This window comes from Corallococcus sp. bb12-1 (assembly GCF_026626765.1).
Taxonomy (GTDB): Bacteria; Myxococcota; Myxococcia; order Myxococcales; family Myxococcaceae; genus Corallococcus; species Corallococcus terminator.
The window spans coordinates 372,021-386,090 of sequence record NZ_JAPNJZ010000028.1 but is presented as its reverse complement, the minus strand read 5'-3'; the positions used below and the strand labels follow the sequence as shown (position 1 = coordinate 386,090).

The window sequence follows — 14,070 nt, the reverse complement described above, 5'->3', positions numbered from 1 at the left end:
GGCCGTGGCAATGCACCACGCCCCGCGAAGCTTTCGAGGGAGGGACCCAAGCATGCATTGGACGCGTTTCGGAGGAGTGGGACTCACGCTGCTGGTGGTGGGGTGCGGCGGCGACAAGGCGGCCCCGGTGGGCAATGAGCCCGTGCAGCAGTCGCTGCGGCTGGAGGAGTTCGCCGCGTGCGAGGACCTGGAGCAGTACATCGAGGACACCGCGTCCAAGCAGATGCGCGCGAACCTGGAGCAGCAGAAACCTGGCTTCTGGGAGAGGTTCGGTCGCAACCGCGGCGTCGACATGGGCGGTCCTCCCATGGCCGAAGGGGACGCCTCGTCGGGCGGTGGCAGCCCGTCGCCTTCTCAGGGCCCGAAGGACTCCACCGGCACCAACAACCAGGTGGAGGGCGTGCACGAGTCGGACTTCGTGCAGAACGACGGCACGCGCATCTTCGTGTTGTCGGGCAACCGCCTCTACGCGCACCGCTCGTGGCCCGCGGAGCAGTTGACGCTGGCGGGCTCGCTGGAAGTGGAGGGCTGGCCCCGGGAGATGCTGCTGGATGAGCACCAGCGGCTGGTCATCGTCTCGCAGGTGCGCCTGGGCCTGCCGGGCAAGCCGTCCAGTGGGGGCTCCTACGTGGGCGACGGCGCGCCGACGCCCATGATGGCCGACTGCGCCGGCTTCGGCTTCAGCTGTGGCTACTACGGTGGCGACAGCACCAAGGTCACGACGGTGGACGTGTCGGACGTGGCGAACCCCACGGTGGTGGATCAGGTGTACATGCCGGGCGTCTTCACGCAGGCGCGCCGCGTGGACAGCTCCGTGCGCCTCGTGCTGTCGGATGTGTTCCGCTGGCCGGAGGGCGTGCAGTCCTGGGTGAACTACACGGAGGAACTCGCCAAGGACGAGGGCAAGCTGGAGAAGGCCATCGACGCGCAGATCGCGGTCAACGAGAGGCTCATCCGCGCGAGCACGCTGGCCGAGTGGCTGCCCGCGGGCAAGCACGTGGACGCGGCCGGGGTGACGACGGCGCTGCCGGTGTCGTGCGGTGACTTCTACCGGAGCAACGCGCCGTCCGCGCTGGGCTTCGTGACGGTGGCCTCGCTGGACCTGGACGCTCGGTCGGCGGCGCCGGGGCGCACCAGCCTGGTGGCGGAGCCGGGCACGGTGTACGCGTCGAAGGACTCGCTCTACCTGACGCACTCGCATTACTGGTGGTGGCCGGAGCCGGGGCAGAAGGACTTCACCTACGTGCACAAGTTCGACACCCGTCAGCCGGGCCGCGCGGTGTACGCGGGCTCCGGGACGGTGGAGGGCGTGCCCGTCAACCAGTTCGCACTGGATGAACACGAAGACGTGCTGCGACTGGCCACCACGGTGACCACGCGCCTGCCCGAGGAGAAGCACGAGGACTGGTGGTGGGGCCGCACGACGACGGCGAGCCGCGTGACGACGATGGGCGTGAAGGACGGACGGCTGAAGGAGCTGGGCCGCAGCGCGGACCTGGCTGAAGGCGAGCGCATCTACAGCGCGCGCTTCGTGGGCAAGCGGGGCTACATCGTCACGTTCCTCCAGGTGGATCCGCTCTTCACCTTCGACCTGAGCGACCCGGCGAACCCGCACAAGGTGGGTGAGCTGAAGGTGCCCGGCTTCTCCACGTACCTGCACCCGGTGGGCGATAACCACCTGCTGACGATGGGCGTGCACACGGACGCGAACGGCGGCTGCTGCGGGGAGCGTTCGCTGAAGCTGTCGCTCTTCGATGTCAGCGACCTGGCGAACCCGAAGGAGGCCTTCACGCAGCTCGTCGGCACCGCCTACGGCTGGAGCGAGGCCCTCTACGAGCACAAGGCCTTCAACTACTTCCCGGCCAAGGGTCTGGTCGCCATCCCCTTCACGGACTACGCGCCTCGGGGCTACTACGGCGACGACTACTGGAACAGCTTCCGCACGGAGCTGCGCGTGTTCCGCGTGGACCTGGCCGCGGGCATCTCCCCGGTGGGAGCGGTGAGCATGACGGACATGTTCCAGCGGGTGCAGACGCCGGACTGGAGCTGGTACTACACGCCGGACGTGCGCCGCAGCGTGATGGCGGACGACTACGTGTATGCCATCAGCGACGCGGGCGTGCGCGTGGCCAAGGTGGGCAACCTCCAGGCGCCGCTGGTCACGACGCGCTTCACCAAGGTCGTCAACCCCTGAGGCCCTGAGGGCAGGCGACGGGGCGGTCAGGCGGGGAGGGGAGGCGCGTCCATCGTTCGGGCAGCGCAATCCCCTCCCGAAGAGGCTATAGGCCCGCCATGCCGCCCGATGCTCCCGAGCCGTCCGTGTCGTCGTCCCACTCGGTCAGGAACCGGGGGGAGTTGCGCGCCCTGCTCGGGCTGGCTCTGCCCCTGTGCATCGCGCAGGCGGGCCAGTCGCTCATGGGGCTCGTGGACACGCTCATCGTCGGCCGGGCCGGCACGTCCGCGCTGGCGGCGGTGGGCTTGAGCCACAGCCTGTTCTTCGCCGTCAGCAGCTTCGGCATGGGGCTGATGATGGGCGTGGACCCGCTGGTGTCGCAGGCCATTGGCGCCCGCAATCCGCTGCGCGCGCGCGACGTGCTCTGGCAGGGCATCTGGCTGTCCGCGTTCGTGGGGTTGGTGCTGTGGGCGGTGCTCATCACCGTGCCGTCCGGATTGCCGTGGGTGGGGGTGGCCGAGGAGCAGATCGTCCAGGTGCGTGCCTTCCTGCACTTCCGCGCGCCCAGCCTGCCGCTGATGCTCATCTTCCTCACGGTGCGCGCGTACCTCCAGGCCATCGGGAATCCCCGGCCGCTGGTGGTGTCCACCGTGGTGGCCAACATCCTGAACCTCATGATGGTGCCGCTGTTCGTCTTCGGCGGCGCGTCGCTGCCCGCGTGGGCAGGGCCCCTCACGCACGTGCCGGCGATGGGCGCGGCGGGCGCGGCGCTGTCCACGCTCTTGTGCACGGCGCTGGAGGTGCTCATCGTGGCGCGGGCGGTGGCTGGGATTCCCGTGTCGGGCACGCCGTCCCTGAAGCCGTCGCTCGCGGACCAACTGCGCGCGTTCCGGGTGGGCCTGCCCATTGGCCTGCACATCGCGGCGGAGGTGGGCGTGTTCGCGCTGGCGGGTGTGCTGGCCGCGCGCTTGGGGCCGGCGAGCGTGGGCGCGCATCAGATCGCCATCTCCTTCGCGAGCCTCACCTTCACCATGGCGCTGGGCATCGGCAACGCGGGCAGCGTGCGGGTGGGCTGGGCGGTGGGCGCGCACGACACGCCTCAGGCACGGCGAAGCGGGCTGATGGCCTTCGCCACCGGCGCGGTGGTGATGTCGCTGAGCGGGCTGGTGTTCGCGCTCTTCCCGGAGGGGCTCGCGCGGCTGGCGGGTGCTCCGCCGGAGGTGCTGCCGCTGCTGCTGCCGCTCTTGATGGTGAGCGCCATCTTCCAGGTGTTCGACGGCGTGCAGGGCGTGGGCGCGGGCGTGCTGCGCGGCGCGGGCCACACGCGCTTCACCTTCCTGGCGAACATCGTGGGCCACTACGCCGTGGGCCTGCCCCTGACGCTGCTCTTGAGCTTCGGCCTGGGCATGGGCGTGCTGGGCATCTGGTGGGGCCTGTGCGCGGGCCTCATCTTCGTGGCCATGGCCGTGCTGTGGCGATTCTGGCGCGTGAGCGCGGGCACGCTGCGGCCCCTGGAGAACTGAAGAGGGGCCGCTTCACGGGCGGCGGTGCTTCAGGCCGGCAGGTACTGGCGGATCATCTGCCGCCACACGGGCCAGTCGTGGGTGCCGCCGTTCCAGATGGACAGGTCGTTGCGGATGTCCTTCTGCCAGAGCAGCTTGGACAGGTGTTCGTTGGAGGGGCGGCAGAAGTCGTGCTCGCCCACGGCCAGGGTCATCTCCACGCGGCGCAGGGCATTCAGGCGCGCGGTGTCATGCAGGCCGGGCAGCCACTGGGGCGCGGTGTGGAAGTACACCTGTTCGTCGTGGTGGCCGTCCAGGAAGTCCTCCGTCTCGAACTTGCCGCCCATGGAGATGAGGCGCTGGAAGACGTGCGGGTGGCGCAGGCCCACGTTGTACGTGTGGAAGCCGCCCAGGCTGCACCCGGCGAGCGTGAGCCTTCCTCCGGAGGAGCGGCTCCGCGCGAGCGGTACCACCTCGTTGACGACGTAGTCCTCCCACTGGGCATGGCGGGCCACGCGCACGGCGGGGGCGACGTCCTTGTTGTACCAGGACTCCTCATCCACCGAGTCCACGCACACCACCACGTAGCGGCCTGCGGCGATGCAGTCCGACAAGGCGCTGATGAGGCCGAAGTCCTCGGCCTGGTAGAAGCGGCCCTTGCTGGTGGGGACCAGGATGATGGGCTCGCCCGAGTGCCCATACAGCAGCACATCCATGTCCCGGTTCAGCCGTTGGCTGTACCAACGGTGGTATTCGCGGTTCATGGCCGCCACCTTAGCCGGGGCTTCCGGAACGCAAGCGCGGCGGGGGTTCAGTCGCGCGCCGGTCCGTCGGCAGTGAACACCTGCCGGGTGTCCTCCCCACCCCGCCACGGCGTGAGGAAGGCATCCGCCTCCTTCGCGATGAGCTCCAACGAGGCCGTCAGCTCATGGCCGTCGTCCACCTCCACCAGCCGGACGTGGCGTTTGCCCCTGGCCCACTCGCGCGAGTAGCGCACGTCGCAGGTGTCGTCCCGGCGGCCGTGGACGATGAGCGTGGGCACGCGCACGTCGGGCCAGACACCCCGGTCCGCGTCCATCGCCTGGGCCTCCTCAACAATGCCGTGGTGCACGCGCGTGCGGCGCTTCTCCGCGTGGTCATCCGTTTCGAGGAAACCCTCGCGTTTCCACTGCGCCCAGCCCTCCTGGCCCATGCGGCGCTGGAGTTGCTCCACGAAGTGGAACGCGGGCGCGAGCAGCACCAGCGCTCCCACGCGGGCTTCCCGTTCCGCGGTGCGCGCGGCGACGAGTCCGCCCAGGCTGGAGCCGATGAGCACCGCTCGCTCGTGCGGTCCTCCCAGCGCGTCGCGCACGGTGGCGAGCATGGCGTCGAGGCTCAAGCGCTCCATGGACGGCACGCGCAGGTTGAGGCGCTCCAGGGGGATGCCCTGCTTCGCCCAGTGCGCGTCCAGCCAGACGCCCTTGGTGGAGGCGGGGCCGGAGGCGAAGCCGTGCAGGTACAGCCAGCGGGGACCTGGCGTGGGGACGGGGGGCGGCGCGTTCATGGGCGCGCACTGTACCCGCATCAAAAGCGCAGCACGGGTCCGGCGGTGATGCTCTGGAGCGGCTTGGCGCAGGTGCTGGTGGTGGTGTCCGCGTCCTTCGTGAACTTGAGGTCGCAGAACTGGAGGGCGGTGGCGATGGAGATGCCCCAGTGGTCGCCGAACCAGCCGTCCAGGCCCACGCGGAAGGCCATGCTGGTGACGTCGAAGTCCTCGCGGCGCAGCTCACCCAGGCTGTTGGGGGTGAAGGGCTTCGCCCAGCTCTTCGCCAGCCGCGCGCCCAGCCACGGCGTCACCGGCTTGTCGCCGAGGAAGCGCAGGCGGGCCTCGATGCCCACGGCGGTGTAGTCCAACTGCACGCGGCTCATCTGGGACGGGTTCTGGGCCTGCGCGAACTGCTGGCCCCAGGTCTGGGTCGTTTCGAAGACGGCGCCCAGGGACAGGCCGGGCGGCGTCTCCACACCCAGCCACGCCTGCAGCGTGGGGCCCTTGGCGCGCCAGTCGCTGAAGTGGTCCAGGGTGACGCCCGCGCCCAGGGAGGCGTAGGCGTGCCACCCGTCCGCTCCCGCTGGCCCCGCCCCCAGCACCGCCGCCAGCGCCAGCCACTTCCACTTCGTTTCCATCGCGCCACTGTATGCCGACGCGAGGACGTGGACAGGGCCCGCCCGGTCGCCCGGGTGTCGATCCACGGGGGGTGGCTTCGCGGGGTGCGGGGGGCCGGCTAGGCTTGGGGGCATGTCCGGTACATTCGAGGTCGCGGCGGCCACCGTGCGCGACGCCCTCACCGACGCGGGTCGGGGGTTGGTGGAGCGCGAGGCGATGGTGGAGCTGGTGGCGCTGTCGGCGGTGGCGGGTGAACACCTGCTCGTCATCGGCCCGCCGGGCACGGCCAAGAGCGAGGCGGTGCGCCGGACGGCGCGCGCGCTGGGCGGCAGCTACTTCGAATACCTGCTGGGGCGCTTCACGGAGCCGTCCGAAATCTTCGGGCCGGTGGACCTGCGCAAGCTGCGCGAGGGCGTGGTGGAGACGCAGACGTCCGGCATGCTGCCGGAGGCTGAGGTGGCCTTCCTGGACGAGGTGTTCCTGGGCTCCACGGCCATCCTCAACACGCTGCTGGGCCTGCTCAACGAGCGCACCTTCCGGCGTGGGCACACGCGCATGCAGGTGCCGCTGCGCATCTGCGTGGGCGCGTCCAACGGACTGCCGGAGGACGACGCGCTGGCCGCGTTCTCCGACCGCTTCCTGGCGCGCATCTTCGTGGAGCCGGTGCCGGACTCGCGGCTGGAGGAGTTGCTCACGGGCGGCGCGTCGCTGTGGACGGACGCGGTGCCGCGCGTGGCTTCGTTGGCCGCGCTGGACGTGGTGGCCGGCGTGGCGCGGGGTGCGGACCTGGGGCCGGTGCGGCCGCACCTTGCGCAGGCGCTGCGGACGCTGCGCAGCGCGGGCATCGCCTTGTCGGACCGCCGGGCGGTGAAGGTGCAGCGACTGGTGGCGGCGGCGGCGGCGCTGGCGGGACGGGCGACGCCGGGCGTGGCGGACCTGTGGCCGCTCGTCTACGCGGTGCCCACGAAGGAGTCGCAGGCGCTGGCGCGCGAGGTGCTGCGCGACGTGCTCTCCGCGTCGGAGAACCCGGCGCTGCCGGCCGCGGCGCTGGAGGCGAGCGCCGGGCCCCTGGCGAGGGCCCAGCGCATCGCCCAGGCGGGACAGGCGCTGCTGGAGGCCCGGCCCGAGGACCCCGAGGGCCTGGCCGCGTGGCGGCTCAAGCTGGAGGGCGTGGCGCGGGAGATGGATGCGGGCTTCGCGCCGGAGGCACTGCCGGACGCGTTGCGCGCACTGCGCGGTGAGGTGGCGGCGGTGCTGGGCGACGTGGGGGCGCGGGCGGCGTGACGCGGGCCGGGGCTGGCTACCGGAACCCGTCGACGATGTAGACGGCCGCGCCCGAGAACTCCATGGTGGCCATTCCGGGCTTGGAGTCCTTCATCTTGCGCAACTGGCCCTTCGAGCTTCGCGCGACCGCGCAAAGGGGAAGCCTCTCGCGGTCGGGCGGCTTGGCCTCGTAGTAGCGGATGACGATCTGATTTCCGCCCGTCCAGATGCGGCCGTACAGCAGCGTCGCGGGATGCAGCGGCCCCAGGCTGTTGTTCAGCTCGCTTTCGATGGGGCCCTCGCGCAGGTACACGGGGCCGGTGTCCGTCTGGTTGACATCGAACTCCATCGTCGCCCCGTCGGAAACCTCCAACCCCAGGATGCGCATCGTCTTCAAGGCTTCCTCCGGGCAGGCTTCAGGCTCTGGGGTCCCGTCGGAGCGCATGGCGACCTGACCCGGAATGGGCGCGGCGGTCGCGCAGCCAGTGAGGAAGCCCAACAGCAACAAGGAGCAGGAGCGAATCACGTGGGGAGGAGCCATGAATGAGAGGGTCTACTTGTGCGGGCCTGTCTCTTCCACTACGACCAATGCTTCCCTGAGACCGTCGTGACGGAAGAGTTCTAGGACGAGTTTTTCGGAGCCCTTCTTGAAGTCGAAGGTGCTCAGGTCGGCGACGACCGCGATGTTGCCCGAAGTGCCTGGGACGATCTCCGCTTGAGTCATCCGCAGCGCGAAGGGCCAGGCCTTTCCATTGGATTTGATCGACAGCCGGGCTTCCCCCAGGCGCCAGGGTGTCTTCGCCGTCTGATTCGTGATCTCGAAGACGACAGCCGTCTTGCTGGGATGGATGTACCCCAGGATGTTCACGGCTCCGGTGTCGCAGGTGAACCGCCACGAACGGAATTTACGGAAGGGCGTCATCTCCACGGCGCCTTGACTCATGAGCGCCGCGAGCGCGTGGTCCACGGACGTCTCTTCCTGACGGAAGCGCTCGTTCTCTTCCTGCAACCGCCGCTCGCGGACGCGTGAGTCGGACAATCTTGAACGCACGGCCCCAGGACTTTCGATGTCGCGAAAGACATTGAGCTGCTGGTCCACCCGACCGTCCTCCGGGGCCGTGAGTGCGAAGGGGATCTCCGTCCCGTCCTGCAGCGTCACCCGGAGCAGGAGCGCGTCCTCGGGCAGCAGGCCCTGACGCGGCATCAGCAGCACGGACTTCCCACCTGACAGGACGGGTTCGAAGCGCCCTTCCCAGCCCAGCAGTGCGGTCCGGGTCGGGTCCACGTCCTGCTCGAAGCGCAGCACCGTGGCCATGCGCGAGCCCACGTGGATGCGGGGCACTTCCTGCTGTGGGTCGTCCGACAGGTAGACGTTGCGGACCAGGGGCTGCCGCTCCTGGGCGGTCGCCACCGTGGCCGTCAGGAGCAGGCCCAGCAATAGGCTGTCGAGGCGCTTCCTCATGGGAATAGCAACCTAGCAGGTTCTCATGATTGGCAACTACCTTTTGGGGTAGGTCAGGACGCTGAATCCGGTGAGTCGCGAGCGGTGTGAAGACGTGCTGAATCCAATGCGTGACGTGATCCGAGTGTGTGGCTGCCAGCGATGAAGGCCGCCCTCTGCGCGGTCCCGTATCCGGCCCGGGCCGGAGCTGACTAGACTGTGGAGGTGATTGACGGGCGTCGCGCCGGTTCAGCCGTGCAGGCCATCTCCTTGTTCCTGGCGCGGTGCCACCTGTCGTCGGGGAGAAGCCGGGCGTCATGAGGCCGCCTCCGGAGCCGGAGCTCGTCGTCGCGGGGCTTCCCGTGCGCTGGCGTCCCAGGGCCCTGCCCCTGGAGCCCGTCGCCGTCGCTGGCCTGGGCGCGGTCGCGCGTGCACTGGGCGCACGGGCGGTACGGGCGGATGATGCGACGCTTGGGACCTGGAGCGGGGTCGCGGGTCCGGACGTGCTCGTGCTCCTGGGCGTCGCCGCGTCCCTGCCGTGGGTGGAGGGCGTGGTCTACCTGGGGCGTGATCCGCTGGCCCCCGGGCTCCTGCTGCCGTGCGCGCTGGAGCCGGAGGTGGCGGTGTCCCTGCTGGAGCGCGCGCTGCTCGCGGGGCAAGGGGATTCGCCGCTCGCCGTGCTGCCGGCCTCCGGGCAACTGGTGCCGGTGGGCGCGGCCCAGCGGGTGGTGCGCGCCTCGCTGCTGGCGTGGCTCGCGCCTCCGGAGGGAGTGGCGTGACGGCGCTTCCCCCCATCCTGCGCCCCTGGGCGGCGCAACTGTCCCTCTTCCCGGACGACCTCGCGCTCCATCTGGGACCGCACGTGGCGCGGCTGGCGGCGGCGCTGGGCGGGCTGCGGCCTCGCGGCGAGGCTGAGGGCGGCGAGCCCCAGGGCTATGACGGGCTCACCCGCAGGGGGCCCTTCGAACGGCTGCTCGTCAGTGAATGGCTGTGGGCGCTGGAGGCTCCCGAAGAGCTGGTGCGCCGCGCGGCGTTCGGAGAGCTGTCCTTCCTCAAACCGGCGTTCCGGCAATCGCAAGGGGCACGGCGCACGGTGGTGCTGCTGGACGCGGGACCGGATCAACTGGGGCTGCCTCGCATCGCGCACCTCGCGCTGCTCGTCGTCCTCGCGCGCCGGGCCGAAGCCGCGGGCGCCGCGTTCACCTGGGGCGTGCTCCAGTCCTCGCCTGGATCCGAAACGCACACGGGCCTGGAGGTGCGCTCGCTCATGAAGTGGCTGGAGGCCCGCTCCATCGAACCCGCCACGGCGAACCACCTGGACGCGTGGCGCGTGGCGCTGGATCTCCAGGCGTCCCCCGGGGATGCGTGGCTGGTGGGCGCACCTCGCCTGTCACGGCTCGCGGGCGCGGAAGGCATGTCCCGCATCGAGGTGTCCGAACCCCTGGAGCCCGGCGCGCACCGCCTCACGGTGGACGTGCGGCCCGCGTCCCAGGTCGCCCGGTCGGTGGTGCTGGAGCTTCCTCCGCCGGACGACTGCATCCGCCTGCTGCGCAACCCGTTCGAGCGCCCCAGGCCCGCGCCGGTGTGGACGCGCGCGGACCGGCACCTCCGTGGCTTCGCCTTCTCCGGCGACGGTCGGCGCCTCTTGCTGCACCACGCGGATGGCAGCGTCGCGGCGATGGCGGTGCCCCATTCACCGCGTGCCACCGTGCCCAAGCCCCGGCGCGTCCATGTCCCCGGAGGCCAGCACGTCATCGCGGCGGGGTGGCGGTATTCGGGAGGACTGCTGGTGCTCGCGCGTCACGGCAACGCCTACGTGATGCACGGGCAGGTGCGCACGCCGAAGGGGTTTCGCAAGGTGCGCTACGAGACGATGATGGAGGCGCACCGGCCGGATCCTCCGCCGGGAGTGCTGCCCCTGTCGCTCGTGAGCTGGTTGGATGGGAGCGGGCAGGAACACCTCTGGTTGAAGGACGCGGACGATCGCCTGTTCCACCTGCCGCCGCCTGATCCAGAGGGGAATTCGCTGCTCATCCAGGTGGAGGAGGAGGTCTCCGCTCTAGCTGAGGTCCGGTCCAAGCCCGTCTACGTGGTCCGTCCCCAGGAGGTGTTGGAGAACCAGGTCATCTCGCGGCTCGGGGTGCTGGGCGAGGCGCAGACCCGCATGGTGCCGCTCAACGCCCGGCACGGTGAAGCGTACTTCGGCTACTCGCCTTCCGGAGCCCATCCCGACGCGGGGTTGCTCGCGGTGCGCCATCAGGAAGAGAACTGGCGGCTGTTCCTGGACACGGGCGTGACGCAGATCGTGGTGCCCTCGGCGTACCGGGTGGTGGGAGCGGTGCAGCCGCCCGCGCCCTCGCCTCCGGGTGTGCTCGCGCTGGATCCGGACCGGCGCACGTTCCATTTCTTCTCGGAGCATGCGCCCCGGACGCTGGTAGCCGCCACGGACGACGTGGTGCAGGCGTATGCGAGCCACGGGCAGCCCGTGTTCGGCTGGCTGACGAAGAAGGGCGAACTGGTGCTGTGGGACCTGATGGAGGCGACCGTCCTCTACCGCGCCGTCCCGGAGGCCACGCCGTGAGCGCCGGAGCAGGAGTCCTGCGTCCCCGGGCCCACGTGCACCGGGGGACGGTGGTGGCGGCGGCCTTCTGGTTCCATTCCGGAGCGCTGGGCGTGGTCGAGGCCCGCCGCCGCGTGCTGGCTGCCTGGAGGCCCGGGGCTTCCGTCTGGATGCTGTCCGGAGGCTATCTGCTGCGGCTGGCGACGCCCCTCAAGGTCGCCGTGGAGGCCGCGCCGGGTTTGCCCCTGGTGCTGGAGTTCAACGTGCTCACCAGCGCGCCACTGACCCCCAAGGAGCGCGAGCGATTGGCGCCGCCGCCGGGCGCCATCGTGCTGGTGCTCGCGGGGGCCGCGCGGCTGCACGTGCCGGGGGAAGCCCGACAGTTGGAGCCGGGGACGTGGTTGGACGTGTCCGGGTGGCAGCGGATGGCGGTGAAGGGCTTGGGCGCGCCTCCCCCGGTCATGCAGCAGGTGCTGGCGCCCCTGCCGCCGCCCACGCGCGAGTCGTTCGGACCCGGGGTGCCCGCGCTCGCGCCCGAGGCCGAACGGATGCTGGCGCGCATGGCGGGCAAGGAGCTCCCCGTCACTCGCCGGGAGGGACTGTTCGCGCGCCTGCGCAGGGCGTTCAGCGCGCGGTCCGGGGACCCCTCGCAAGTCACGACGGCGCAGGGGAGGGGCGCGTCCGGCGCGGCGTCTGGAGGCGCGATGACGGTGCGCCGCGCGAGCCTCTTCGCCCGACTGCTGGCCGGAATGCGCGGAGGCGAAGGCGCGGCGGATCCGCACGCCTCGCGGCTCGCTGCCCCCACGCCACCGGCTTCCTCGTCGCTCCTGATGCGGGCCCTGCGCTCCTGGCTGCGGGCCTTCTCCAGCGCTTCGAACGAAACGCAGGGAACCCCGAGCGAAGCCACGGGGCCTCCGCCCCTCCGCACCCGCCCTCCCGCGCCCGCGGGACCTGGCGTGCTCGACCGGATGAAGTCCTGGATGCTGGAGAACACGGCGCTGGGCCGGTTCGTGTTCCAGCGCAAGCGCGACTACCTGCGCAACCTCCTGGAGATGTTCGACCAGGGCAACATCGACGAAGCCCTGCGCCACGCGATTCCGCTCGGCAAGGACCCCGACGCCCAGGCACAGCTCGCGCTGGGGGTGCCAGCGCCGCGCGAGCAGCTCGACATCCAGCCGCACCGGGGGGGTGGAGGCTCCCGCCAGGTGTTCGGCGGTGGCGGCGCCGTGTTCGAGACCCTGCGCCAGCGCTACCGCGACATCTTCCGCCGCCTGGAGCGCGACGGCCGCATCGACGAAGCCGCCTTCGTGCTGGCGGAGCTGCTCGACGCGGCGGAAGAAGCGGTGTCCTTCCTGGAGCGCCATGGCCGCCTGCGGCTGGCCGCGGAGCTGGCCGAAGGGCGGGACCTGCCCGTGGGCCTCGTCGTGCGCCAGTGGCTGCTCGCGAAGGACGTGGCGCGCGCCGTGGCCATCGCGCGCCGGGGCGGCGCGTTCGCGGATGCGGTGCTGCGGCTGGAGAAGTCCCACCCGCGCGAAGCCGAAGCGCTGCGGCTCTTGTGGGGAGAAGCGCTCGCGGAGGCCGGAAACTGGGCACGCGCGGTGGAGGCCGTGTGGCCGGTGGCCGCCGCGCGCCCCCTGGCGAAGGCCTGGGTGGAGCGTGGCGTCCGCGCCGGCGGCACGAGCGGCGCGAAGCTGCTCGTGCACCAGGCGCTGGGCTTCCCGGACGGCTTCGACGCCGCGCGTGGAGCCGTGGAGGCCCTGCTGTCGGACGAGTCCCCCGAGTGCGCGCCGGAGCGCTTCGCCTTCGCCACGGAGCTGCTGCGGCAGGAGCCCTCCGACGCGTACTCCGCGCTCCTCACCCCCACCTTGCGCTCGCTGATGCGCGACCGCGCGCGGGAGCTCACCGTGCCGCTGGACGCGCTCATCAAGCGCCTGCGCAACGTGAAGGAACCCGCGATGGCGGCGCTGCGCCTGGACCTGCACCTGCCCGCGGAGCCGGTCCTGGCCGCGTGGTCGGAGCTCCCCGAATCGGAGCGCAAGGTGACCCCCGTCTTTCGGGACAAGAACGACGCGGGCGCCCACGCGGTGCATGACGCCGTGGTGCTCCCGGGCCGGCGCGTGCTGCTCGCGCTGGGGGAAGCGGGAGCGCGGCTGGTGGGCCCGGACGGGCGGACGCTGGCCTGGTTCGACGTGCCGGCGTTCTCGCTGGTGCTCTCCTCGCAGGGGGACCGGGCGCTCGCGCTCGCGCGCCGGGGCGACGTGTGGCGCCTGTCGCGGTTGGACCTGGTGGAGCGCCGGGCCACGCGCTGGTGCGACACGGAGCTGGGCGCGTGGGCCCCCACGTATGACGGGGACCGCTGGTTCGTCGCCGTGCGCGACACCGTGATGATGGTGGATGCGCTGGCGCAGGACCTGCGCTCCCTCTGGCGGGTGACCCAGGTGGGCGGCGCCGTGATGGAGGTGGCCGCCGACGCGCAGCACCTGTCCTTCCTGGTCCCGCACCTCTCCGTGGACCAGGACTTCGGCCTGCTGGAGCGCTGGGGCTACGACCTGGCCGGAGGCCCCACCCTGCGCCATCGCGCGCACGTGCCGCGCCTGTCCCGGACGCCGGACATCCACGCGCTCACCCCGGACGGAGAGGTGGCGGCGGGGCGGCGCGATGTCACCGAGGAGGAGCAGCTCCCGCCCTGGCCCGTCCTGAAGCCGTTCACCGGGCGGCGCAACCACGACATCCCCTGGAAGGACCCGTCGCGCGTGGGCGTGGTGCTCGGGCACGCCTGGCACGTGACGCGCTTCATCGAGGCCCCGCTGCACACCGCTGTCCTGCGCGACCTCGCCGGACATCCGCGCGTGAGCTTCCAGTTCTCCGGCATCCCACCCCAGGTCGTCCGGCTCACCGACGACTGGTGCATCGTCCACGACCTGCTCGGCCGGGTGGTGTGGGTGGACCTGCACTCCGGCGCGGTCCACGGCGTGCCGGTGGATTGAG

General features: G+C 71.2%; 11 protein-coding genes. 6 read left to right on the top strand and 5 right to left on the bottom strand.

The features are described 5' to 3' along the window. Positions 1 to 52: 52 nt before the first annotated feature. Positions 53 to 2,194 (top strand): beta-propeller domain-containing protein, encoded by a 2,142-nt coding sequence (locus tag OV208_RS35485; RefSeq protein WP_267578360.1) that lies wholly within the window; start codon positions 53 to 55, stop codon positions 2,192 to 2,194. Positions 2,195 to 2,292: 98 nt separating this feature from the next. Next, positions 2,293 to 3,696, top strand: a complete 1,404-nt coding sequence (locus tag OV208_RS35480) for an MATE family efflux transporter (RefSeq protein ID WP_267578359.1) — start codon at positions 2,293 to 2,295, stop codon at positions 3,694 to 3,696. Positions 3,697 to 3,725: 29 nt separating this feature from the next. On the opposite strand, the gene OV208_RS35475 is transcribed toward OV208_RS35480, so the two are convergent. From OV208_RS35475 to OV208_RS35465, 3 genes are read right to left on the bottom strand one after another with little or no spacing between them, the layout of a single operon-like run. After that, positions 3,726 to 4,439 (bottom strand): esterase family protein, encoded by a 714-nt coding sequence (locus OV208_RS35475; protein WP_267578358.1) that lies wholly within the window; start codon positions 4,437 to 4,439, stop codon positions 3,726 to 3,728. A gap of 47 nt (positions 4,440 to 4,486) precedes the next feature. Next, entirely contained in the window at positions 4,487 to 5,218 is a 732-nt protein-coding gene (locus OV208_RS35470; protein WP_267578357.1) for a YqiA/YcfP family alpha/beta fold hydrolase, read from the bottom strand. Positions 5,219 to 5,238: 20 nt separating this feature from the next. Continuing rightward, on the bottom strand, positions 5,239 to 5,838 hold the full coding sequence (locus tag OV208_RS35465) for a hypothetical protein (protein WP_267578356.1): 600 nt from the start codon (positions 5,836 to 5,838) through the stop codon (positions 5,239 to 5,241). 112 nt (positions 5,839 to 5,950) lie between these two features. Between OV208_RS35465 and OV208_RS35460 the strand changes: the two genes are divergently transcribed. After that, entirely contained in the window at positions 5,951 to 7,102 is a 1,152-nt protein-coding gene (locus tag OV208_RS35460) for an AAA family ATPase (protein ID WP_267578355.1), read from the top strand. Positions 7,103 to 7,118: 16 nt separating this feature from the next. Here the strand turns inward: OV208_RS35460 and OV208_RS35455 are convergent, their stop codons facing one another. Together OV208_RS35455 and OV208_RS35450 are read right to left on the bottom strand one after the other, a co-directional pair. After that, entirely contained in the window at positions 7,119 to 7,622 is a 504-nt protein-coding gene (locus OV208_RS35455) for a serine/threonine protein kinase (protein WP_120542287.1), read from the bottom strand. 12 nt (positions 7,623 to 7,634) lie between these two features. Further along, positions 7,635 to 8,543, bottom strand: a complete 909-nt coding sequence (locus OV208_RS35450; protein WP_267578354.1) for a DUF2381 family protein — start codon at positions 8,541 to 8,543, stop codon at positions 7,635 to 7,637. 296 nt (positions 8,544 to 8,839) lie between these two features. On the opposite strand from OV208_RS35450, the gene OV208_RS35445 reads away from it, so the two are divergent. From OV208_RS35445 to OV208_RS35435, 3 genes are read left to right on the top strand one after another with little or no spacing between them, the layout of a single operon-like run. Next, positions 8,840 to 9,301: a hypothetical protein gene (locus OV208_RS35445; RefSeq protein ID WP_267578353.1), complete on the top strand. Its 462-nt coding sequence runs from the start codon at positions 8,840 to 8,842 to the stop codon at positions 9,299 to 9,301. Further along, positions 9,298 to 11,103, top strand: coding sequence for a hypothetical protein (locus tag OV208_RS35440; protein ID WP_267578352.1), 1,806 nt, complete (start codon positions 9,298 to 9,300; stop codon positions 11,101 to 11,103). The genes OV208_RS35445 and OV208_RS35440 overlap by 4 nt, the downstream gene beginning before the upstream one ends. Beyond that, positions 11,100 to 14,069 (top strand): bpX6 domain-containing protein, encoded by a 2,970-nt coding sequence (locus OV208_RS35435; RefSeq protein ID WP_267578351.1) that lies wholly within the window; start codon positions 11,100 to 11,102, stop codon positions 14,067 to 14,069. The genes OV208_RS35440 and OV208_RS35435 overlap by 4 nt, the downstream gene beginning before the upstream one ends. The last annotated feature ends 1 nt before the right edge of the window (position 14,070 follow it).

Coding starts and splice junctions, on each gene's coding strand:
- OV208_RS35445 (WP_267578353.1), top strand. CDS start 8,840: ATGAGGCCGCCTCCGGAGCCGGAGCTCGTCGTCGCGGGGCTTCCCGTG.
- OV208_RS35455 (WP_120542287.1), bottom strand. CDS start 7,622: ATGGCTCCTCCCCACGTGATTCGCTCCTGCTCCTTGTTGCTGTTGGGC.
- OV208_RS35475 (WP_267578358.1), bottom strand. CDS start 4,439: ATGAACCGCGAATACCACCGTTGGTACAGCCAACGGCTGAACCGGGAC.
- OV208_RS35450 (WP_267578354.1), bottom strand. CDS start 8,543: ATGAGGAAGCGCCTCGACAGCCTATTGCTGGGCCTGCTCCTGACGGCC.
- OV208_RS35465 (WP_267578356.1), bottom strand. CDS start 5,838: ATGGAAACGAAGTGGAAGTGGCTGGCGCTGGCGGCGGTGCTGGGGGCG.
- OV208_RS35470 (WP_267578357.1), bottom strand. CDS start 5,218: ATGAACGCGCCGCCCCCCGTCCCCACGCCAGGTCCCCGCTGGCTGTAC.
- OV208_RS35485 (WP_267578360.1), top strand. CDS start 53: ATGCATTGGACGCGTTTCGGAGGAGTGGGACTCACGCTGCTGGTGGTG.
- OV208_RS35460 (WP_267578355.1), top strand. CDS start 5,951: ATGTCCGGTACATTCGAGGTCGCGGCGGCCACCGTGCGCGACGCCCTC.
- OV208_RS35480 (WP_267578359.1), top strand. CDS start 2,293: ATGCCGCCCGATGCTCCCGAGCCGTCCGTGTCGTCGTCCCACTCGGTC.